The 23,173-nt window shown below is 33.8% G+C and carries 11 protein-coding genes and 19 tRNA genes; 27 read left to right on the top strand and 3 right to left on the bottom strand.

Annotated features, from left to right (window positions below; all coding sequences use genetic code 11):
* Window positions 1-68: 68 nt before the first annotated feature.
* The 26 genes from CHB80_RS06730 (at window position 69) to CHB80_RS24555 (ending at window position 19,574) form a co-directional block, all read left to right on the top strand.
* Entirely contained in the window at window positions 69-4,622 is a 4,554-nt protein-coding gene (locus CHB80_RS06730; protein ID WP_089370626.1) for an eCIS core domain-containing protein, read from the top strand.
* A gap of 33 nt (window positions 4,623-4,655) precedes the next feature.
* Window positions 4,656-4,994, top strand: a complete 339-nt coding sequence (locus CHB80_RS06725; RefSeq protein ID WP_089370625.1) for a hypothetical protein — start codon at window positions 4,656-4,658, stop codon at window positions 4,992-4,994.
* A gap of 3 nt (window positions 4,995-4,997) precedes the next feature.
* Window positions 4,998-5,438 carry an immunity 22 family protein gene (locus CHB80_RS06720; protein WP_089370624.1) on the top strand — a complete coding sequence of 147 codons (441 nt, stop codon included), beginning with the start codon at window positions 4,998-5,000 and terminating at the stop codon, window positions 5,436-5,438.
* Window positions 5,439-5,498: 60 nt separating this feature from the next.
* Window positions 5,499-9,776 (top strand): eCIS core domain-containing protein, encoded by a 4,278-nt coding sequence (locus CHB80_RS06715; protein WP_089370623.1) that lies wholly within the window; start codon window positions 5,499-5,501, stop codon window positions 9,774-9,776.
* A complete protein-coding gene (locus CHB80_RS06710) occupies window positions 9,776-10,423 on the top strand; it encodes a hypothetical protein (protein WP_089370622.1) in 648 nt (215 codons plus the stop codon). Before CHB80_RS06715 ends, CHB80_RS06710 begins: the two co-directional genes overlap by 1 nt.
* A 19-nt stretch (window positions 10,424-10,442) precedes the next feature.
* Window positions 10,443-11,258 (top strand): peptidoglycan-binding protein, encoded by an 816-nt coding sequence (locus CHB80_RS06705; protein WP_089370621.1) that lies wholly within the window; start codon window positions 10,443-10,445, stop codon window positions 11,256-11,258.
* Between the two features lie 154 nt (window positions 11,259-11,412).
* Window positions 11,413-14,007: a patatin-like phospholipase family protein gene (locus tag CHB80_RS06700; RefSeq protein ID WP_089370620.1), complete on the top strand. Its 2,595-nt coding sequence runs from the start codon at window positions 11,413-11,415 to the stop codon at window positions 14,005-14,007.
* An 18-nt stretch (window positions 14,008-14,025) separates the two neighbouring features.
* Window positions 14,026-15,372, top strand: coding sequence for an ATP-binding protein (locus CHB80_RS06695; RefSeq protein ID WP_229746907.1), 1,347 nt, complete (start codon window positions 14,026-14,028; stop codon window positions 15,370-15,372).
* A 967-nt stretch (window positions 15,373-16,339) separates the two neighbouring features.
* Window positions 16,340-16,411, top strand: a tRNA-Lys gene (locus CHB80_RS06685).
* Between the two features lie 36 nt (window positions 16,412-16,447).
* A tRNA-Ser gene (locus CHB80_RS24565) sits at window positions 16,448-16,534 on the top strand.
* A 4-nt stretch (window positions 16,535-16,538) separates the two neighbouring features.
* Window positions 16,539-16,625, top strand: a tRNA-Ser gene (locus tag CHB80_RS24560).
* 6 nt (window positions 16,626-16,631) lie between these two features.
* A tRNA-Asn gene (locus CHB80_RS06680) sits at window positions 16,632-16,704 on the top strand.
* Between the two features lie 5 nt (window positions 16,705-16,709).
* A tRNA-Cys gene (locus CHB80_RS06675) sits at window positions 16,710-16,782 on the top strand.
* Between the two features lie 98 nt (window positions 16,783-16,880).
* Window positions 16,881-16,963: transfer RNA gene (locus tag CHB80_RS06670), tRNA-Tyr, on the top strand.
* A 6-nt stretch (window positions 16,964-16,969) separates the two neighbouring features.
* Window positions 16,970-17,041 (top strand) — tRNA-Gly (locus CHB80_RS06665).
* 109 nt (window positions 17,042-17,150) lie between these two features.
* Window positions 17,151-17,223: transfer RNA gene (locus CHB80_RS06655), tRNA-Asp, on the top strand.
* Window positions 17,224-17,386: 163 nt separating this feature from the next.
* Window positions 17,387-17,458 (top strand) — tRNA-Pro (locus CHB80_RS06650).
* Between the two features lie 40 nt (window positions 17,459-17,498).
* Window positions 17,499-17,572: transfer RNA gene (locus CHB80_RS06645), tRNA-Ile, on the top strand.
* Between the two features lie 111 nt (window positions 17,573-17,683).
* Window positions 17,684-17,757 (top strand) — tRNA-Met (locus CHB80_RS06640).
* A 10-nt stretch (window positions 17,758-17,767) separates the two neighbouring features.
* A tRNA-Val gene (locus CHB80_RS06635) sits at window positions 17,768-17,839 on the top strand.
* A gap of 6 nt (window positions 17,840-17,845) precedes the next feature.
* A tRNA-Glu gene (locus CHB80_RS06630) sits at window positions 17,846-17,917 on the top strand.
* 9 nt (window positions 17,918-17,926) lie between these two features.
* Window positions 17,927-17,999: transfer RNA gene (locus tag CHB80_RS06625), tRNA-Leu, on the top strand.
* 106 nt (window positions 18,000-18,105) lie between these two features.
* Window positions 18,106-18,178, top strand: a tRNA-Leu gene (locus CHB80_RS06620).
* A 1,120-nt stretch (window positions 18,179-19,298) separates the two neighbouring features.
* Window positions 19,299-19,370, top strand: a tRNA-Arg gene (locus tag CHB80_RS06610).
* Between the two features lie 30 nt (window positions 19,371-19,400).
* Window positions 19,401-19,471: transfer RNA gene (locus tag CHB80_RS06605), tRNA-Gln, on the top strand.
* Between the two features lie 32 nt (window positions 19,472-19,503).
* Window positions 19,504-19,574 (top strand) — tRNA-His (locus CHB80_RS24555).
* 78 nt (window positions 19,575-19,652) lie between these two features.
* Here CHB80_RS24555 and CHB80_RS06600 read toward each other — a convergent pair.
* Genes CHB80_RS06600 through CHB80_RS24940 form a run of 3 tightly spaced genes read right to left on the bottom strand, consistent with a single transcriptional unit; the run spans window position 19,653 to window position 22,932 of the window.
* The gene (locus CHB80_RS06600) at window positions 19,653-19,961 is read right to left on the bottom strand and encodes an STAS-like domain-containing protein (protein WP_089370618.1); all 309 of its coding nucleotides are present in this window, start codon (window positions 19,959-19,961) and stop codon (window positions 19,653-19,655) included.
* Between the two features lie 19 nt (window positions 19,962-19,980).
* On the bottom strand, window positions 19,981-20,862 hold the full coding sequence (locus CHB80_RS06595) for a hypothetical protein (protein WP_089370617.1): 882 nt from the start codon (window positions 20,860-20,862) through the stop codon (window positions 19,981-19,983).
* 27 nt (window positions 20,863-20,889) lie between these two features.
* Window positions 20,890-22,932, bottom strand: coding sequence for a cytidine/deoxycytidylate deaminase family protein (locus CHB80_RS24940; protein WP_089370616.1), 2,043 nt, complete (start codon window positions 22,930-22,932; stop codon window positions 20,890-20,892).
* Window positions 22,933-23,084: 152 nt separating this feature from the next.
* On the opposite strand from CHB80_RS24940, the gene CHB80_RS24550 reads away from it, so the two are divergent.
* A tRNA-His gene (locus CHB80_RS24550) sits at window positions 23,085-23,155 on the top strand.
* Window positions 23,156-23,173: the final 18 nt, after the last annotated feature.

The raw sequence follows: 23,173 nt of genomic DNA, 5'->3' as shown, positions 1-23,173 counted from the left end.
CCTTACTATATACGCTTTCGCGAAAGCGTATAAAAACAATTCAAAAGTTTTAAAGAGACAAATAATACATGTTTGCTGCAAAAAACACAACACAATCTGCTTCTTCGGCTATAGCCAGTAAAGGAGAAAATGCTTTTATACAGCCTAAACTCAATGTTGGGAAACCAGATGATAGGTATGAAGTAGAAGCAGATAATGCAGCAGATCAAATTGTCTCAAAAAGTAATGAGCCTTCTACACAGTTCTTTCCTGCAACACCTGCTATTCAAAGACAACCTGACGAAGAAATTCAAACACAAGAAGGTAATGTAGAACAAGCTGTAGTAGCCCCAATAACCCCTGGAGTACAACTCAAGGAAGCTTCAACAGAACAGAAAACGGACGAAGAAGAAAATACGGGAGAAGAAGATCTTCAAATGATGACAGATAAAGAATCTGTAAAAGAAACATCTCCTGAAGATACGCTTCAAACAAAAGAAGCTATTGATATTACTCCTACCCTACTAGCGACACAAAAAACATCTCAAGAAGACCTTCAAAGCAAAGAAGAGGAGGACATTCAAGAAAAAGAGGATGAAGAAACTCAAACAGTACAAAAACAAGCATCTGGAGATGAAGGCAGTGTAAATCCTTCTGTAGAAAGTACATTACAAAATTCAAAAGGAGGCGGAAGTCCATTGGACACCAATACCAAAAACGAGATGGAGTCTGGTTTTGGAGCAGATTTTAGTGAGGTCCGTGTGCATAATGATAGTGATGCTATACAAATGAATCAACAACTAGGAGCGCAAGCGTTTACTAATGAGAATGATATTTATTTTAATGAAGGTAAATATGATCCTAAAAGTGATTCTGGCAAGCACTTATTAGCACACGAATTAACACACACAGTTCAACAAGGGGCTTCAAATTCAGTACAGGCAAAAGTTATTCAAAAACAGGATGCAGATCCTCCTACTGGAGATAAGAAAGACACGAATGTAAAAGTTAAAGAGAAAAAAAAGGTAACGGGTTCACAAGAAAAATACAACTCCGAAAAAGGAAAAGATAAAGGGAAAAAGGAAAAATTACCTGAGATAGAAAAAAAGGAAGGAAAAGATAAAGATATCCCTGAAAAAGGAAAAGATAAAGAAGAAAGTTATCCTGAAAAGTTAAATCAGATTTACGGTTTAGATCCTGACAAAGGAAAAAATAAGAAATCAAAAAAAGAGAAAGGCGAAAATAAAGAAAAGGAAGAAAAAGAACTTCAAGCAGAAGATTTATATAATGAACCTCAGCTTCCTGAAATTACAAAAGTATCAAAAGAGTATACTACTTTTAAGAATAATGTACTTACTCATCGTAAAGGTATTATAGAAAATAGTAAAGCTGTTAAAGAAAAAATTACTAACCGAAATAAAGCAGAAAAACAAGCTATTATCGCTGGCTTTTCATCACAAAAAGGCAACCTAAAACAGGGGCATGCTGGCAGAGTGAAAAAGATAAAAACGGCACTTACAAGAGAGAAGCTTCTCATTAGAAAAGCAGAAAAGAAAAAAATAGAAGAAGTACATGCTGCCTCATTACTAGAAGTAATTACATTATCAAATGAAAGAGATCTGCAAAAATCTGATTTAAAAGCTAAAGCAAAAAAACAATCAAAAATTGCTCGTTCTGCAGGTGATGCAGCAATGAAAGAGATTAAAGATGCTGCCGAAACAGAGTCTTTTGAAATGCTCTTTATTGCTATAAAAAAGGGAGATCAATATAAAAATTATGATAGAGCAAATCGTATCAAAGCGATGGCTAAAGAAAAAGCTAGTGCTCGAATAGAAGAAGTAAATGATATTGTAAAACAACTTAAAGATGTACGAAAACCTTTAGATGACCTAGCAGATCAAATTATAAAAGATGGAGATGAAAATGCTGGGAAATTTGATGAAGGATATACAGAAGGTGTCAAAGAAATCTGGAGGCAAAATGATGCTATTGCAAAAGCAATTAAAGAACATGCAGATAAGTCTGTAAAGCAATTAGATGAGAATGGTACACTTTTCATAGAAGCATTAAAAGCAAAAACAGATGGAGAAGAAGACAAGATGGAAAAACTGCTTGTATTGCTTAGTACTGAACTAGATAATCAAGCTCAAGATGCAATAAAACATGTAGATAAACAAACGGTAGAAGCCCTACAAATAGTTGATGATCTTCTTACTACCGTTACTACAGAAAATAGTAATTCTAAAGGAGAAGAAGCAAAAAAAGCTTTTACACAAGCCGAGGCAGAATTATTAACTATGATCGAGTCATTTAATAATGAGATAAACATTATTGGAAATGATACGATCAAGTCTATGGGTGGCACAAAAAACAATACACTTGGTAGTACTAAAAATAATAACAGCAAAGCAAGTTCTGGCATAGACGGTAGTGTAGATGCTATCATAGGAAACATTATACAAACTAGAACCAATACTGTAGATCAAATCAATAAGATTGCTCAAGATGGCAAATTAAGTATTGCAAAGATTACTACTTCATTTAAAGAAAAATCTGCTGAATCCATAAAGAAACAAAATGATGGGTGGGATAAAGCTATAGCTGACACAAAAGCAAAAGTTGATCAAAACGTTAAGCCTGCTGTTAAAAAGATTCAAGATAAATCCATAGGGCTTGAGGGAGAAATTGCCAAAGAAGCCGAGAGAATAGAAAATGAGAGTTGGTGGGAGCGTGCTTTAAATTTTATAGGAGGAATATTTGTTGGTTTCTTTATGGCTATTTATGATTTTCTGGCATTTATCTTTTCCAGTTTTTGGATGGCGGTACTTGCGATAGTTGTAATTATAGTTGTTGTAGTGCTTGCTGTTAAATTTGCAATAGTAGCAGCAGTGTTACTAGTCATAGGTATTATCGTAGCAATAGTTCTCGTTATTTATTATGTATATCAAGCAATAACTCGTGATGATCTTAGTGACTATGAAAGAGGTCAATTTGTAGGGAGAGCTGTTTTTGAAGTGGTACTTACTTTAATCCCAGCTAGATATCTAAAAATAGGAAAAGTTTTAAAAATAACAAGGAGTATAAAAGGCCTTAAAAATGCTGACCCCATCAGAATTAGCAAATTAATCAAGGCCATGGGTAGTGCTGATGAAGCAGAAAAACTATTAAAGTTAACCAAGGATGTCGCGCTTGCAGAAAAGCTTTTTAAGCAAATAGGTGATGTATCTAAAATTGAAAGATTTGTACTATCATTCAAGAGTGTTGATGATGCAATGGCAGCATTAAAAAAGCTAAAAGAAGTATCTCGAATTGAGAAAATAATAGCAAAAGTAGGGGCCGAAAACTTTGCAATTCTTATAAAAAACAGCAAGTTTAAAAACGCCTCTTTAAAACAAATTGATGACTTTTTCAATGTATTTGGTGCTGACGATATTGAAAAAATCATGAAACTTGTTGCATCTGATAAATTAAAATCATTACAACAAATTAATACTGCTATTTCTAGGTTTGGGAAGAAAAACTTTATGAGTTTCTTTACTAATTATAAGTTTAATAAAGCAACCTTAGCACAAGTAGATGAGTTATTAAAGTCCTCAAAAATTGCAAATGGAGAAGATTTTGTTAAACTAATACTATCAAGTAAGGTCAAATCAATAGAGCAACTCAATACTATTTTAGCTAATGCAAAAGTTCCTGGGTCAAAAAATATTTTAAAAGCATTTGACCAAACAAAGTTTACAGGAGAAACATTATTAAGAGCTCTTGATTCTAAACTAATAAATTCTATAGATGAGCTCACCTCTTTAGGAAGATTAGTAAAAAACAAAGGGAACTTTTCAGGTAAAGCCATTGCAGAATTACTACATCATTCTTCAGTAAAAAAGCTAGAAGATTTAAAGAATCTATTTAAATTTAGTAAAATTAAAGGAGGTACTAAACAAATTACCGATGCTTTAGCTACTGGAAAAATAGATGACATTAAAGATCTTAATATTGTTTTAGCTAGTGATAAAGTAGATTCTATGGCAGACTTATTGAAAGTGCTTAAAAGCGAAACAATCTCTGACATCGGATTATTAAAAAAATTAGTAGCTACTAATGATCTAACTAATCTTAAACAATTTCAAAAAATACTCGATAAAGGAGTATTAAAAACAGCAGATGAACTAAAAGATATATTAAAAGAACCTGGGAAATTAAAAGAAATATTAAAAGCTATTGATGCAGCAGTACATATTCCTGGAGTTGGAGGTGGTAAATTTGCAGCTTGGTTTGATGCATTAAGTAGTAAAGAATTAGCATTGTTATTAACCAATAAAGCAAATAAAGTTACAATAGGTAATAGAATACGACACCCTGGAGGTCAACATGAATGGCTTATGGTATCTAAAACTCCACATGTTAAAGGATGGGGAACTACCATTGCCGAAATCTGGTTGCATAGAACGCCAACAAAGGATATTAGGCTTACAAATAAGTTTCCGCCTCCTAGAGATCATGGTTCTGGGCTTATGCATATAGAACTAGCGGATATAATAAGTAAATCTAGTAGTTTAGATGACTTTGCAACCAGACTTAGCGCATGGGCAAAAACTGCACTTGTAGGTGGAGTATCAGACTTACCACCAGGATTACGAAGATAAAAACAATAATAGCGACATTAAAAAACTTTAATAATGAAAAAAGCAGATTTATATAAAAAAATACTAGAGTTTCTTCTTTGGGCACAAGAAGATCCTTCTTTAAAACATCCAAGTCTTAAAGAGTTTATAGATGGGATGAAACTACTTATTGATGGAGTTTCTGCAGATGTAGAGATTTGGATGGACTGGGACTCATTAGCGCCTGATGAATTTCTCATAGAAGATTCTTTTTCCCTTTTTAAAAGTTTTTTAGAACATTGGGTTAAAAAGAAAGGATTAAATCTTTTTGATGAAATGCTATACAAATTTGATCCTGATGATTTTGATTACGACGAAAAATTAGTTCAAAAATGGGAATCACTTTTAGTATAAACAATGGGAGAAAAAAAAGGAATATTATCTATTTGGGCCGGAACCATAAGTGACATTACTTATGAGCAATTCCGTGATGATTGGATGGAAGAAAAATATAATACTGGAAATTCTGATATAGAAGGGTTCTCAAAGTTCATGCAAGTATATAATACTGGATGGTATGACCACGATTTTCAAGACATACGATTTATAGAAAAACCCATTTTGTTTTCAGAGTTTATAAAAGATTGCTCCTATTATGAAAGCTATGCAGATACAGTTATAGAAGTAGCTAATAAAAAAAAAATACACACATGTAATGTAATCATTGTATTATTTGATTTTGAGCATCAGGAAGTCAAAGATCAAATAACAGAAAATCAAGCATTATCATTTTTAGGTTCATTCCCGTATAAAGTCATTTTATCTAAAGAATTCTTAGATATTTTAAATAAAAAGTAAACAAACAAGCATTTAAACATTGAAAACTCCCCCTAAATTTCAACATAAAGCAATAGAGCCATGTTTGCCGCTGCAACTAAAAATAGTACACCATCTCGAAATCCAAGTTTATTCAACTCTGGATCAAGTACTACTTTTATCCAGCCAAAACTAGATGTTGGAAAACCCGGAGACAAATATGAAGTAGAAGCCGATAAAGCTGCCGATCAGATTGTAGCAAAAAGTAATGACACAACTACACCTTTCTTCCCTCCTGCTCCTTCTATTCAAAAAAACGCAGAAGAAGAAGTTCAAAAACAAGAAACTCAAGAGACAGACATACAACAACAGCCTGTTGTAGATACTATAATTCCAGGAGTACAACTTAAAGAAACTACTCCTATTCAAAAGACAAAGGAAGAAGAAATTCAAACGATGACAGATACGGAGCAAATCCAAGAATCATCGATAGAAAATACAACTCAGTCTAAGGAAATGTCTCAAGAAATCACCCCTCCTCTTCCAATTGTGCAACAAATGTCTAGTGAAGATCTTCAGAAAAAGGAAGAGGAAGAAGTTCAAGAAAAAGAGGAAGAAGAAGTACAGACATTACAAAAACAAACATCTGGAGAAGATAGCACAGTAAGTCCTTCTGTAGAAAACACATTACAAAGTACAAAAGGAGGCGGAAGCCCTCTTGATAACGATACTAGAAACGAAATGGAATCTGGTTTTGGAGCAGATTTTAGTGGAGTTCGTGTGCATAATGATAGTACTGCTGTACAAATGAATCAGCAACTAGGAGCTCAAGCTTTTACAAATGGTTCCGATATTTATTTTAATGAAGGAAATTACAACCCAGGGAGTGATTCTGGCAAGCATTTATTAGCTCATGAATTAACTCATACCGTTCAACAAGGTGCTGCCGATGTACAACGCAAACCGCTACAAATATCATCTGCACCTATAATGATTCAAGGTTTTGCTATTAGTGATTTACCAAGTCTTGCTGTTGATGAAATTAGAGATATCGCTAGAAGAATTCCTGGATATACATTATTTACAGTCATTATTGAATACAACCCAATTACAAGCCAAAGAGTAGAAAGAACAGCCATTAATCTTGTACAAGGTCTCTTAGAACTCATCCCTGTAGCTGGACCTGCTATTTTTGATAAACTTCAAGAATATGGTATTCTAGAAAGAGCTTTTGATTGGGTGCGTGGACAACTCAGCGAACTAGGACTGACCTCTACAGCGTTATTAGATTTAATAGGAGAAGCATGGAATGAATTAGAATTTCCATACACCAATGCCCTTGATATTTTAACACGCAAATTCGATACATTATTAAATAGAGTAATTCGATTTGTGTCTTCTCTTACAGAACAATTACTTACTTGGATCAAAGAAGCACTTATTGATGTAGCCGAACCTTATCTAGAAGAAAATCAAGCATGGTCACTTCTTAAAAAAGTAATTCATTATGACCCTTTACGTGATGAAGAAGTAAGTGCTGAAACAGTAGAGATATTAGAAGACTTCCTTATGCTCATAGGAAAAGAAACCGAATTAGAGCAGATGAGAGAACGAGGCACCTTGCAAGAAACTGCAGATTGGTTAGACACTCAAATGGGAGCTTTCTCTTCTTTATTAGGACAACTTACTAGTTTAATTGATGCCGCATGGGATGCTATTCAACCAGAGAATTTACCTAATATTCTAGATAGTCTTAGTAGTCTAGCAACACAAGCGGGTGAATTCCTTGAAGGATTATGGGAGTTTGCGAGTACTATCGCTATAGAAGTATTGAAGCTTATAAAGGATGCCTTATTAGGTTGGTTAAGTACCGTAGCTGCAGAAATTCCTGGATTTACACTTCTTACCGTTATTATCCAAAGAAATCCGCTTACTGGTGAAGTAGTTCAGAGATCTATTCAAAATATCATTAGAGGTTTTATGGGATTAGTTCCTGGTGGGGAAGCAAAATATCAGGAATTAAGAGAGTCTGGAGTAATTCCAAGAGCTGCTGGACAAATAGAAGCCTTAATTGCTCAATTAGGGATGTCGGCAGAGACGATTATCCAATTATTTACTGATCTGTGGAATTCATTTACTATAGACGATTTAGTAGATCCGCTACCAGCATTTGAACGTATCACAGCACAGTTTGGAGAACCCATCATCAAATTATTCACATTTATAGTTAAGGTTGTTAAAGTACTTATCGAATTGATATTAGAAATCATGGGAATTCCACCAGATATGATTGCTAATATAATAGCAAATGCCATGTCTGCTTTTGAAGATATCAAGAATGATCCTGTGGCCTTCCTGATGCATTTAATGGATGCGCTTAAAAATGGATTTATCCAATTCCTTAATAATATAGGCACCCACTTATTAAGCGGATTGCAAAATTGGCTATTCGGTACACTCGCAGATGCTGGCGTTGAAATACCTTCTGATTTAAGTATCCGATCCTTACTAGGCATGGCCATGGATGTATTAGGCATCACATTAGATAATATTTTAGAACGTCTAGCCATTAGAATTGGACCTGAGAGAGTTGCACAAATACGAACAGTACTTGATACACTTACAGGTGTATGGGCCTTTGTGCGAGATGTGATAGAACGAGGCCCCATTGCTATTTGGGAATATATTCAAGATCAAATAAGCAATTTATGGAATGTCATCAAAGAAGGCATTATGGGATTCATTCAAGAAAGAGTCATCCAACAAGCCATGGGATGGTTACTATCATTCTTAGATGTTACTGGAATCATGCCTGTAATTAGAGGAGTACAAACTGCTTTTAATGCGATTTCTTCTTTTATAGAAAAACTACGCGAAATTCTAGAGATTGTCAATTCATTTGTAGCGGGTATTGCAGACATAGCAAGAGGAAATATACAATCTGCCGCTAACTTCTTAGAGACGGCTCTTGCCGATGGTATTCCTGTAGCGATATCCTTCTTAGCAAAACAATTAGGCTTAGGAGATATCAGTGAGAAAATTGCTGAAATGATCGAGAATACTCGAGCCATGATTAATGAAGGGATTGATTGGTTAATAGATAGAGCATTAGCCGCAGGAACAGCCTTTTTAAATGCTCTTGGATTGGGAGGAGGTGATGAGACAGAAGCAGAACCTGAAGAAGCAGAAGAAAGAAATAGTGGAGAATTTACAGGTATTGACGAAGAGATTGATACAGCATCTGGTGAAGATCATACATTATATATAAGAGAAAATAGTAATGGTGGATATGATATCATTATAGAAAGCACTCCAACTGTTTTTGAGGATTTTATCATGTTACATTTTAATAGAATTGAAGACCCTGACGATGATATGGTTGCAGCAAAAGATGCCGCTTTAGCAAAAGCTAGAGAGGTAGATAGAATAGTAACAAGTATTACTGCCGATGAAGAAGTCTCAGAAGAAGATAGGACTCAAGTTGACCAAAAGCTAGATGAGTTAGGTCGTGTGACAATTTCATTTATGGACGCTGCTCCCGTAAGTGATATTCCTGAACATAATATAACTTGGGGTAGTAGAATAGGAAGCTTTGGAAGTTCTATGAGTATCACATATTTAAAAAGCAAAACAACAGGTGCAGAATCTAGTAACTTACCTTTCCAAGAGAATCAGATACTCATGCAAAGAAAAAATACTGGAGGTCAAAAATATTATAGAAATGGGCATCTTTTAAATGCTAATTTACACGGACCTGATGATTGGAAAAACTTAACCCCATTAAGTTCCTCTGGAAATTCAAGACATTTACATCAAATAGAAGCTCCTCTAAAAGAAGCGCTACCTTCAGAAGGTAATCCTGAGTTTAAGGCTTTTAGATATGTAGTAACAGTAAGTTATACTAGAGGGATAAACACCTCATTAATTGCCCAAGTAGAAGCATCAGAAAATGAATATGTGGAAGCTAATAGAGATACTATTATAGAAATTATAAGAGCTGAAAGATATGTTCCTATATCTCTTAGAGCCCAATCTGTTGAACTTGAAGATGTAAATGGAAGTTGGGTAGAAAAATCTTCTGGAAGATATAATATTAGCACTCCAGACATTCCAAACCCTATTGGAGATCGCCCTGAAGATTATAGAGTTACTAATGAGAGAGTATTAAGCTATCCTGTATCATACCGTAATGCATCGAGAGAAGACTTTTTAATTGCTGGATTAACCGAACCAACTGTTAATGCCCTCTTGACTGTTAGGGAAAATCCAAGACTCTCTATTACTGACCATGATACATTACATAGTGAACTATTAAAAGTAATTTCTGGAAGTGGAGGAAGAGTAAGAAAACAAACATTAATTGATAGAATAAATTTATAATGAAAACAAAAGAAGAAATTGAAAACTGGTTTTTTGATATTTACGATTCAATTGTTCCTATAATTAGAGCAAAAGAAAAAATTCTAGACATTGACAGTAATTACGGCAGAGCCGAAAGTCAAATTAATGATACGCAAGAAAAAATAGTTTTAGATCAAAACATCATTGCTTTTTATAACTGTAATAAGTTTTGGAAATCTCATTGGAAAACTAAATCTGAATTAAATTTTAAGGCAGAAGGGACCTTTGACTTCATAACATTTGAACGAGTAATGAGTAATTCATGGGATGATGATTTAGGAGGTAATGATTGGGCGCCAGACATGAAAGGATTTAGACCACTAGACCTATTTTATGATAGCGATGGTTTTGTAGGTTTTTATGTAGAAAGGGAAGATAAAAAAGGGCTTTATCTAGTTCACTCTGACAGTTCTGTAAGCCCTCTTCATATTGATTTTGAAGGATATTTAAAACTGCTAAGTATATCTAGAGGTTTTGGATGGTGGCAAAATGCACTTGTAGAAATTTCAACAGGAAAACACCAACCTAATGTTGATAGTTTTAAAGAAAACATGCCTAAAATTTTTCCTGATTTTAAGTATGAAGAATTTAAAGAGCTATACGAATCATTACGAATTGATAAATAATCATTAAAACCAACACACCATGAAAAAAACAGATTACAAAAAAGAATTAGTTATAAAGGGAACACAAAAAAGAAACGGGTCTAATAACAGAGCGGATGTACGTAAAATACAATCATGGTTATCCCTCTATGCCATTGGCCATCCTAATGCTGGTACAGCAACAGGCATCGATGGGGATTATGGCCCTGCAACAGAACGTGCCGTAAAAAATTATCAAAAAGCAAATGATATTATGCCATCTGGCATGGTGACCCAAGCATTATTTGATAAGCTTTGCGCTCCTATGAGAGAAGCCTTTGAAACACCCTTGCAAAGCTCAAATCTTAGAAACTTAGTACTAGAAGTAGCTGAAAATCATGTGAAATCACACCCTAGAGAACTCATTATAAAAGGGCAATCTAATAGTGGTCCTTGGGTACGTAGTTATATGGATGGTCATGATGGGTCTATGTGGTTTTGGTGCATGGGTTTTGTACAAATGATTGTTGATCAAGCTGCCTCGGCACAGGGTAAAAATTTCACCACCTTAATGCCACAAACCGTAAGCTGTGATATTTTAGGAAATACGGGACTTGAAAAAGGAATTTTACACCGTAATCGCACCCTAAATCAAGATCCATCTCTCATCAAACCTGGGGATATCTTTTTAATCAAAAAATCAAGACTAGATTGGACACATACAGGAATTATCACAGATATTGACGGTACCACTATAGAAACTATTGAAGGGAATACTAATCATGAGGGCTCTAGAAATGGAATCGCAGCCATGAAGCGCACTCGGAATTTTAAAAAATCAAACATCGATGTTTTCTCAATAGAACCTTTAGTATGATTTAAAAAAAGAGAAGGTGGTATACGCTTTCGCGAAAGCGAACTTTGTGAGATTCATGACCAAAGGGAAAGTGAAACGGTAAAGCGTATAAATAAAAATTAATATATTCATAGTGAGTATTTTAACAAATTTACAAACTGTAAAAAATATACAAATGACAAAGAAATTGGTATCATTAATTAGAGGATTACGAAGCGCTACCAAAGACTTTACAAAATCTTCATTTCTAAGCTTACTAGTTTTAGGGCTTATATTATTGATCTTATTCAAAATGGATCAAGCCTATACGATGATGGTATACATGCTAGAAGAAGATAAGTCATCTTTATTCTTATGCTTCTTTTTTGTAAATGCACTAGCTGTTACATTATCACACTATCCTATCTACACCTACTACTCACAAGGATTTAATAAAAGTAAAGATGCTATTACATGGGAAGATAAAAGGATAAAATTTAGCATTTTCAAAAAGTTTAATTTCTCCTATCCATACTTTATCTACCGTTTAGACACCAAGGATTATAAGATGAGTGTTACTGCCAATGTATTACGTTATTGTATTGGTATTGTCATATATGCGGTTTGGGTCATTTTTATATACAAAAGTGTACGTCCCAACCTACTTTTTAATGATCAGTTAGGTTTATCATTACAAGCAATTGCTTGGATCATTGGGGTGTTTTTCATGTTTCCTATTATCATTTATTCGATTATTAAATATAGAATAGTCAAAGATAAAATCGTTAATAAGACCGCATTATATACCCGAATAACACGTTATTACTTTCTGGCAACACTACTCTCAGTAATACTCCTTACCTATATACTTATTAGTGACACAATATTTAGCAGGTATGGATTTATACTGGTGATGTTATGTACTTATTGTATGATGTTTTGTTATGTCTTTTTTAGATTAGTACGATCTAAAACATCAGATGTGTATGATAGTTTAGATCCTAAAAATAAGCTCCGAATCTTTATTAAAGCGCTTACGTTTTTTGAAAATCCATTGCGGTACTTACAGACATTTGTCTTTGTGTTTGTAATTGCGATGCTATTAATTACTTATTGGAGTATGATGGCTTTATTGGGAGGTGAACTAGGAAATAATGTAATCCCTATTTTACTCGTTTATTTATTTGCATATTATTGGATCATAGCTAATGTGGGAAAATATTTATTTGTAGCAAATAGCCCCTTGAAAGTTAAATCGCGTTCTGGAAAGAAAATAAAATACTGCGATACAAGAACTTATAAATTAACTTTTTTAGGCATTACCCTTCTTGCAGTACTTGCTTTTGTATCCTTCTTTTTTGCAGAACAAAAAACACATGAAATAGAAACCGTTGCTAATGTTACTAGTGCTTCGAAGGTAATTGATGAAGCTACTTTTATAAAAGCAGTAAAAGAGATCAAAGAAGATCGTGTCTTTTTTGTTTCTTCATATGGAGGAGGTCTTAAAGCCAATGCATGGACGATTAATGTTTTACAGAAAATTCAAGAAGAAACAAATCATGACTTTTTAAATCAAACCATCTCATTATCTGGAGCTTCTGGTGGTTCTTTAGGGCTTGCCATTTATACAGGATTATACGCACATTATGGTACCGATGATACTTTATTAAGGAAAAAAATAGATGCGATTTCTAGAGAGGATTATGCATCGGCAGATCTGACATTTACTTTAGGACTTGACCTTTATAGAAAACTTTGGCCACTTACCAATGGTTTAGGATTACAAGATAGATCTTATTATTCTATGATTAAATACCAAAACTTTATAGAAGAAACCCCTGATAGAAAAATATTGAGTGATATTGCCTATAGACAATATTGGGCTGATGCTTTTAAAAATGAAAAGAATGGTGCAAAAGGGTATTTTCCATCCCTTATTATGAATACTGCTGGAGTAAGAGCTAATAGAGGAATTTTATGGTCTGTTAAAGATAGTCTATCATTTGACGCTATATTTTCAAATGCCGATAACTTAGCCGATTTATATAAGAATAAAGATAAAACACTTCCCTACTACCAGGCCGTATCTATGACAAATAGATTTCCTGGGTTAAGTCCTGCGGCAAAAATTAAAGGTTACGGACATTATATGGATGCTGGAGTTATAGATAATAGTGGCTTACTGGGCAATCTAGATGTTTTCAATTATCTAAGAAATCAAACTAAAGACTCCTTATTCAGTAATAAAAAAGTAGTCTTTATTGATATTATAAATAGCAAAACTTTATACTTAGATCACTTAATGGATGAATTTATAGAAGGCGGGTTTGATGTGCGATCTATTGATGAATCAGAAAAAGACAATATTGTTGTAAATCTAACTACTGCTTTAAACTATAATAAAATACCTAAGTACTTAAGTGATTTCTTTACAAATTGGGGGAAATCTCCACATACAACTACAACATCTTTACAAGGTAAAGTAGCCTACTACCCTATTTATTTACCTCATAAAATTACGGTAAAGGATATCGAAAAACACATATCTGGCACATATGATAAAAGTAAAAAACAACAATTAGATACTCTCTTATCAAAACATAATGAGAAGATTCTTACTATGACAGGTACTGATACTATAGGCTTTTTTGATAAATGGCAATATTACGAACCCACCTTATCTAGACATATGGGAGAAAGTAGTTATAAATACATGAAACGTATGCTAGATAGTAATGAATATATAAATAAGGTAATTAATGAAGTAAATGGCTCTAAAAAAGCACATTAACTATCAATACAACAAACAATGATAGATCTTGAAATTGACAATACGACTAACACTTATGTGGCACCTATTTTTAGTTTTTTAAAAGAGTATATTAACTATAGACTCTCTTTAGAATTAATGAATGAAGAGCTTCCTATTCCAGTATTAAATATAGAAAATAACACCTCTATACTTGGACAATACATAAAAGACGAAAACCTTTCTTTTGAAGAAATCATATGCCTATGTTTAGCAATCATTCCTCATATTTCTCCTAAATTTTTAAGTAGTATTATATCTGACTTTTTACCTAATGGAGGAGAGTTTCCAGAATTTGGAGGTATAAAAGGAAAAAATCATAGGGGCATATTACCTACTGCAGAGACTGTAGTGTATATATTATCAGGAAGCGCCATTAATATGCGCCTAGAAGTCATCACATCTTTAAAAACTTCAAACAGATTACTTCAGAATAAAACCCTTTATATAGAACAAGTTCCAAAAGGAGAACCCTCTTTAAGTGGCAAGCTATTAATAAATGAGGAAGCCCTTACAAAACTGACTATTGGTTTAGAGATAAAGCCAACACTAAGTCAAGACTTCCCTGCTAGTTTAATAACTACAGAATTATCTTGGGATGATCTTGTATTAAATGACAAAACCTTAAACGAAGTTCAAGAAATCGAGACTTGGCTACAGTACAATGATATTTTATTAAATGACTGGAATATGAAAAGTAAAATAAAACCGGGTTATCGTGTTATGTTTTACGGACCTCCTGGTACTGGAAAAACATTAACCGCTGGTTTACTTGGAAAATATACAGAAAAGGATGTTTACAGAATAGATTTATCAATGGTAGTCTCAAAATATATTGGAGAAACAGAAAAAAATCTCTCTAGTTTATTTGATAGAGCTATTCACAAAGATTGGATTTTATTTTTTGATGAAGCCGATGCCATTTTTGGAAAACGAACGAATGTGAGAGACGCACATGATAAATATGCAAATCAAGAAGTGTCCTATTTATTACAGCGTATAGAGGCGCATCCAGGTCTTGTCATTCTTGCTTCTAATTTTAAAAATAATATTGATACCGCTTTTACACGTAGATTTCAATCTATAATAGAATTTGAAACTCCTACTCATAAAGAACGTTTACAATTATGGGAAAATAATTTGCCTAAGGGAGTATCTCTCGAAGAAAGTATTTCATTAGAGAGTATCTCTAGGAAATTTGCTATCACAGGCTCTAATATTGTAAACATTATACAATATGCATGCTTAAAAACAATTGCAAAAAGTACTACTATAATCACATATGATATCCTTCTAGAAGGAATCAAAAAAGAATATATAAAAGAGGGTAAAACATTAAGTATTTAGAAATTTTCTCAATCTTTTCAATAAAAAATTAGATCTATATTTTTCAGAAACCAAAAAAATATAACATATTTGTGCCGTAAATGATACGAAGAATACAACATACAGCACCGAAATCACTGTTAAGCCAGTGGTGCGATTACCGTGGGATAAATGAATTTATTGTTATGGATAAGGACGCTTGTATGTATTCTAAAGATTTTACACAATGATAGTATAACTAAGAAAAATCAAACATATATAAAGCAAGCGTCCGAGAAATTGGGCGCTTTTTTTATGCCAAAAATGTTTAAAAACCCTATGAATAAAACAAAAACAGAAAAAAAAATTAAAAAAATAGTTCATCTATTGAAAAAAGCATAATCACATAATAGAAAAACCATTTGGAAGCTAAGCAACAGAGAGACAGTCTACTGCATAAAAATCCAATATCTGTCATAAGACGGACAAGGATTCCTATGTTTAAAATTAGATATAACTATCTGATTATCAATAAAATAAATTGATTTTTTATTTGGAGAATTAAAAAATAATTCGATCTTTGCATCGCAATCAGAAACAATCTAATGTTGTTTCTAAATAGAGATAAAAACGTAATACATGAAAGCAAATAATAGGATACCGAGTTTTAGATTTCATTTAGGGAGTCGCTTTGAACAAAGAGTGCTCGGCTTATACATTGACTCGGACATATACGTCTTTTTTATAGAACAAAAACAGAAACGCATATAGGCATATATCGATTTCTTATACTATAAAAAAGGCGCCCAGAAAAGGCGTCTTTTTTTATGCACTACGATCATTGACATATTGAAAAACCAACATATATGAGTTACTTCATAAAGTACTAATGTATAATTATGAACTATTGATTTATGGTTTATTACGCTTTCGCGAAAGCGAACGCAGAAGAATCTCTATAAATCATATATCTAGAATACACTTTTATGAACTAATAAATATATACATTGACATGTAACTCAACTGGCAGAGTACCCGGCTTTTAACCGGGAGGTTATGAGTTCAAATCTCATCATGTCTACTTTAACTCGTATTCTATAGTAAAATATGAGTTTATGGAAGGGCAAGCCAATGGGCGGTGGTCGCTGTTTTGAAAACAGTTAGGAGCTAACGACTCGTGTGGGTTCGACTCCCACTCCTTCCGCTATGGAGAATAGGCAAATATTGGCTTGTTGCGCTCGACTGCTAATCGAGTCTGCGTTACAGCAGTGAAGGTTCGATCCCTTTGTTCTCCGCATTTTGATACTGTAGCTTAACTGGTAGAGCTGGGAGCTGTTAACTCTCAAAGTATAGGTTCAAATCCTATCAGTATCGCAAAAGACAAGGTGGCTGAATGGCGAAGGCAACGGATTGCAAACCCGTTATTTATGAGTTCGAATCTCATCCTTGTCTCAATGATTGAAACAGTATCAAACTTGTTTGAATACTGTAGAAATCCATTTTGTGATTTATGAAAAAGCGCGGCAATCTCATCCTTGTCTCTACTACTCGGAAGTATTGAGCAATTGGCTGGCTCGCCTGACTGTAAATCAGGTCTCGCAAGAGCATGTAGGTTCGAGTCCTACTACTTCCACAATAAGCAGTTATGGTGTTAATGGCAGCATAATAGACTTCCACTCTTTAGGTCTGAGTTCGAATCTCAGTAACTGCTCAACAGTGATAATGATCTTATTGGTAGATCAACACATACCTATGGTGTAACGGAAGCACAAAGGATTTCTAATCCCTAAGTCTAAGTTCGAATCTTAGTAGGTATTTATAGTATCGTAGCACAACGGCTAGTGCACCCGACTGTCTCTCGGAAGGTTGTGGGTTCGAATCCCATCGGTACTGCAAAGCAGCATGCGGGATGAGAAGTTTATCCTGAGCGAAATCGAAGGGAATCCCATCGGAACTGCAAAACAAATAGAGTCTAGAAAGGGCTTTCATCTAGGGATTATGATCGCAATACATAATCCCTAGATATCAAAAACAGTATGGATATATACTGTAATATCTAGGAGAATAACAATGGCTGTTTACCCGCTTTGGATGCGGGAGGTTGCAGGTTCGAATCCTGCCTCTTAGACAAAAGAATCAAATAAAGTATTCTTGAATTTGATTTTCAATGAGGTATGGCGCAATTGGTTAGCGCACCGTGCTGATGCCGCGGGGGTTTTGGGTTCGAGTCCCAATACCTCAACAATTATATAACAACAAGAGCACACTTACGTCTGAGCGCTACCCCTATATGGTAGAAGGTTCAGACGAGTGCTTTATGTTACATATTATAATAATGCATTTACTATAAACTTGGGGTATGACGCAATTGGCTAGCGTGCTGGTCTCATTAACCAGAGGTTTTAGGTTCGAGTCCTAATGCCCCAACAATTTATACTGGAGTATAACTCAGTGGTAGAGTGCTACCCTTACATGGTAGAGGTCTCAGGTTCGAATCCTGATACTCCAACTTATTGTTCCGTTGGTCAAATGGTGAAGACGCCACACTTTCTATGTGGAATTAGGGGTTCGATTCCCCTACGGAATACAACAAATTGCAGGAATGGCGGAACGGTAGACGCTCTTGATTTAGAATCAAGCTTTTGAGAGTTCGAATCTCTCTTCCTGTACTATTTATAGCTGTTTTTAATAGCAATGCTATATAAATTAAACAGAGAGATGAGAAGTTTATCCTGAGCGAAGTCAAAGGGAATCTCTCTTTCTGTACTATATAATGCTCCTCTGGCCAAACGGAAAAGGCATCAGGCTTAAAACCTGCGATTTCTTGGTTCGAATCCAAGGTGGAGCACAATACCCTTATCACATTTTGATAAGGTGAGGGCTGCTTATAGTCCTTAGATAAACTTGGTAACAAGGATAAATCTGTATGCTGGCACAGCATATGGAGACTTTTCTCTGTAAAGAAAAGAGTACACGTAAGCAAGCAACAAACATATTTCTATGAAGATTCAGGGGTAACCGCTGAGAAGATTTAGGGAGATATAGCCAACTTAAAAATAGGCTTGAGATGGAGACATCAATAGGAAAAGTTGTAGCTATTTGGTAACGTATTAACTATCCATTAGTGCGGTGCTGGTAGCAGTACGATAGGTTACCCAGCAGGAAACTGCCCGGTGATTTAAAAATACGGTGAGCTGAGAAGCTTGCAAGGAGAAGGTTGGTATTTTGTGGGCCAAAATCCATGAAGCCATCTCTGAAGCCCTTCTCCTAAGGTCAACTTGTATACCTGGGTTCGAGTCCCAGAAAAACATTCCATGTTTTTTAGCTCAGCTGGTAGAGCAGTAGATATTTAATCTACAGGACAGCAGTTCAATCTGCAACAATCAAACGCAAAAGACTTCAGGCGTTGTAACAGTTAGTAGTTGCCTAAACCCATTGCAATATATGGGATATTAGAGGCCGCAAGCCTTTAGTATGTGGTAAACATTCTCGCAAGCCGCTCGTAAGGGAGACGCTTGTTAATGGTGGGGGAGCCAACCCCTGTAGTTGCAAAGTGCGGACATAGAACCGCTATGCAAGCCTAGTCTAAGTTGCCGAACAGTTACATTGTAATCAGGCATCGGGTATGTACGTGCTTCCTCAATGCGAAGAGGAAAAGCGTGGAAAACAAGGGAAAGCATTGCTATAATCCTTGGAAAGCATATTCAAAACGACAGTATTCTCAAATCGTTTTTATTAAAATAATAATCGTATGTGATTCTTTCTGAGTACGCTTTAACGCTTCGCTCTCCCTAAGGTCGTGAATCTTACAAGTTCGATTTCTCGAAAGCATATAAAAGCGTTATACCACATACGTTCATTAGCCTAACAAACTTTAGTTGGGAAGTACGCTACGAATCTCACATAGAATATATGGGTATAGGTTACCTTCTAGTTTCTTGATCTCTATGTAACGTGGCGTACCATTTAGATCTATGGTGTAATGGATAGCACACAAGGCTACGAACCTTGGGGTAAGGGTTCAACTCCTTTTAGATCTGCAAAATCACACCTATTCTTAGGTATCATATTAACCTGTGATGTAACGGCAGCATACTAGACTTTGACTCTGGCGGTATAGGTTCGAATCCTATCAGGTTATCTATAAAATGTACTTCTTATGAGTACAACATGGTGTTTTTAACTTATGTGGTAAAGTGCTAGACTGTGAATCTAGATAACAGGGTTCGAATCCCGAAAACACCCTAAAAATTATATGTTCTAATTATAAATGTTTTCAAACATCTTATATGGAAAAGAAGGTAAATTATAATAATAGATTTTCAACTTTCTTTCTGTGCAAAATATTGTTTAGCTCTGTTAGTCACTTTTTTGAAAAGGATTAAATCCTCATCATCAACATTATTAAGTATAAGGTATGGACTTATATCTTCGGAACTAAATTTATGGTATAATTGTCCAATGGCAGCATTAAGGAAAGCAGTTGTTACTATAGATATACCTTTAAAGTCTAATATAACCTTCTCCTTTTTTTCAAGATACTCATCAACCATAGCAAAGATGTTATTACCATCATCAGTTGTTACAGCAAAATTACCGTGTATAATATTAAAAACTATTATTGAATCCATTTTCTTAAGTTACGCAAAATTAAAAAATATTGTCGATATCTACCTCTTCTTTTAACATATAAGATTTTGTGTCCGAAAAATTAAACTCAAGATTAGCAATAGTACCAGGAAATGAAGAATCTAAAGTTTCCTTTTTTATTTTTCCTTTTCTAAATTCCCAATAACCATCTGACGAAACTATTTGGATTTTCCCCTTATTTTTCTCTATAAAATCAAAAATCAAAGCTAACCCTAAACCACCACTAACATTACCTGTTTTAGTCGTATTATTTTCTTTCATTGCCCACTCTATACAATCAGCTCCATTTAAAGATTCATTCAAAAAATTATTAACATTAGTTTTAATAGTTTGTCCTAAATCAACAATTGTAAAATCCATTGTGGATTTAGTTGGAAAGTATTGTCCACAAGTATGCATATTTTCACATAGACCGTGTGTTCTTGCATTCTCGAATAGTTCACAGATACTTTGATTTATTTTTTTATTTAATAACGGAGAGACTTTAGGGAAATCTTCATTATTTAAAACTTCATTATCTACATAATTGGAAAAATTTTTTCCTTGATGTTCCTTAAATGTTCTATACTCAATCTCTGTATTGTGTGTAAATTTTGGACGTTCATAACCATAAGATTTAAGAAAACCATTCCTTGCCAAAATGTCCTTAGGAGCTCTAATATTTACAATTTGGACTGAGTTATTACGCTTCTTTAAAAATTCAATCATAGCACCAAGAGCTGCACAAAGATTTGCTTCAAACCAATATGTATTTCGTAAATCTAATATTACATTACTATTTTCCAGAAATTCAAGTTGACGATAAAAATTTATTAAATTATTATATCCTGATATTTCAGAAGTTATTTTTGCTGGAAATATTTTTGTGATCTCTTTAATCAAATTATTTATAATCTTTTGTTTAGTATTCTAACTTTTACCTTTATCTCCTTTTAAAGCTTTTGATAATAAAGCAACTACGTCATCATCTGTAAAATCAAGTGTTTTGCTTAATAAATCACTTATTTGGTTATCTTTCTTTTTAATAGACTTTAATAGTTCTTTAAATTGAATTCCAATTTTGTTATCTACCTCCATTTCTAAGGTCATAGTAACCTCGTCCTTATATGACATAAAAGCATCATAACATTTATGATAAGCTAAACCAATCGCTCCTGAAAAAGGTATCATTTTCGGTTGTGTCTCATTTCTTCCTCCCCTAAGAATTTGATCATTCGAAATACCTGGATAAGGATCTATAAAATAAATTGTATTTATTCCTAGTTGATATGCTTTTTTAGAACACAATTCACAAGGACTCGCGGTAGTGAAAAGGATTCCGTTCTCGACACCTTGTCCTCCTAGTTTAGTAATTTGAAGCATTGCATTCTCTTCCGCATGTAATGATCTTGTATGCACTTGATTAGCTTCTCCTTCATAATGATTATGCACAGTTTTAAAGCAAAAAGCGCAAGGTTTCCCATTTAAATCATTTTTCTTGGAATCTAAAGAGTTTTTAAAATAATCAGTAAGTGCATCTTTAAAATTCCCTGGATTTTCATTCTTGTATTTATAAGAAGAATTATCTGAAACTTCTCCTTTTTCAAAAGGACTATAATGTTGAGAGTTATCTAACAAATCTTTTGATATTGGGGAAATTATATCCTCAACATTTCTAAGATTACAAGGTGTATGGCCCTTTGCCACATCATTCCATCCAATTGACTTAACATGGAATGAAGAATCAGTAATTGTTGCCCCTACATTTCTTGAGATACATCCTGAGTTGAGTTTTGCAGAATTAGCAACTTGCATTGATCTTTCTACAGAACTAGGGGTTATAATTCCAGGCTGGGATATTAAAGCAATTAATTTAAGTAATTGTTCTTCGCGAGTTAAAAAATTCAATTTACCATATGGTGGACTGTAGATATCTAGGTATTTATCAACATTCTCTTTTTTAAGATTTAAAATATGATAATCACTTTTTTGAATGCAATTTTCAACGTCTGGTGAAGAAAAAATACCTTTTGAGAAATCTTTTGTCTTATACTCAGTGTTATCTAAACTTAATATTTTTTGCACTATACCCTCGCGCTTAGACTTATCACCTATAGATTTGGGTAATCTTGTTTCAATTCTATCTCTTGAATTGCCAAGTACATCCTTAGTTGATAACATGTAAAACCCTGAATAACGTTCTTTAAAAAACATTATTTCTAGTGAATTACGCAACGAATCGATTACTATTCTTGTTGGAGCACTATTATTAATATGTTTTTTAGCTTTTATAATTCGATTTATTATACTAGCAATCTCAAAGAGATTTGAAATATTTTTTTTTATTCCACCTCTAGGGTTTCCTGATTGTCTTATATTACAAGAAATATTATGAAGTAAATACGCTCTTCTGTAATATCCATTAACTTGAAGAATATTAAACACCTCATCACTTAACTCTCTAAAAGGTTGGTCAAAAAAAACATTATTTAATTTTACTAAATCATCTGAAGACTTAATCTCAGTAAATTCTTTTAATGATTTTATATCCTCTATAATAACTTTATGTCTAAATTCTATTTGTTTTAACTCCTCAAATGTTTTTCGAATAATATTGGTATTATCTTCTTTATTAGATTCTCTATAATATTCTTTGAGGATTCGCCACAATCCAAAGTTTTTTGTTCCATATCTTTTTATCAAATAAAGAAGGAGGACATCTTTATAACTAATAACATTAAATGGAATCCAATTTTTACCAGTTTCCATAAAATTATTAATGATGCTATATTTTCTAGAAAAAGTTGAATTTAAATCTTCTTCCGAACTAAATTCTCTTAAACCTTCTTCTTTCAAGTCAGAATATGGTCCGGAAAGAAGTTTTGCAATTGTTGAACAACCAGATCCTGTACGACCAGTTAAACCAATCACCATAAAGTTACTACGTAAAGAATAAAGATGTTCTAATCTCATAATTTAAATTATATTTTATTCTACTATTAGCCTGTAAGATAAGTTTTTGAGAAGATTAGCACTTCAATAAAAATAACTAAATATTTAAAAGTTCTTAACATGATTTAAACTCTATTAGAATATCAAAAATTCATTGTTATGAGTGCAATATGGTGTTTTTAACTTATGTGGTAAAGTGCTAGACTGTGAATCTAGATAACAGGGTTCGAATCCCGAAAACACCCTTATTTTTTTAGCATAA

It is taken from the genome of Dokdonia pacifica (genome assembly GCF_900188275.1).
GTDB lineage: Bacteria > Bacteroidota > Bacteroidia > Flavobacteriales > Flavobacteriaceae > Dokdonia > Dokdonia pacifica.
This window is presented reverse-complemented; position numbering and strand designations above follow the sequence as displayed.

Coding starts and splice junctions, on each gene's coding strand:
- CHB80_RS06720 (WP_089370624.1), top strand. CDS start 4,998: ATGGGAGAAAAAAAAGGAATATTATCTATTTGGGCCGGAACCATAAGT.
- CHB80_RS06715 (WP_089370623.1), top strand. CDS start 5,499: ATGTTTGCCGCTGCAACTAAAAATAGTACACCATCTCGAAATCCAAGT.
- CHB80_RS06700 (WP_089370620.1), top strand. CDS start 11,413: ATGACAAAGAAATTGGTATCATTAATTAGAGGATTACGAAGCGCTACC.
- CHB80_RS06725 (WP_089370625.1), top strand. CDS start 4,656: ATGAAAAAAGCAGATTTATATAAAAAAATACTAGAGTTTCTTCTTTGG.
- CHB80_RS06710 (WP_089370622.1), top strand. CDS start 9,776: ATGAAAACAAAAGAAGAAATTGAAAACTGGTTTTTTGATATTTACGAT.
- CHB80_RS06730 (WP_089370626.1), top strand. CDS start 69: ATGTTTGCTGCAAAAAACACAACACAATCTGCTTCTTCGGCTATAGCC.
- CHB80_RS06705 (WP_089370621.1), top strand. CDS start 10,443: ATGAAAAAAACAGATTACAAAAAAGAATTAGTTATAAAGGGAACACAA.
- CHB80_RS06695 (WP_229746907.1), top strand. CDS start 14,026: ATGATAGATCTTGAAATTGACAATACGACTAACACTTATGTGGCACCT.
- CHB80_RS06600 (WP_089370618.1), bottom strand. CDS start 19,961: ATGGATTCAATAATAGTTTTTAATATTATACACGGTAATTTTGCTGTA.
- CHB80_RS24940 (WP_089370616.1), bottom strand. CDS start 22,932: ATGAGATTAGAACATCTTTATTCTTTACGTAGTAACTTTATGGTGATT.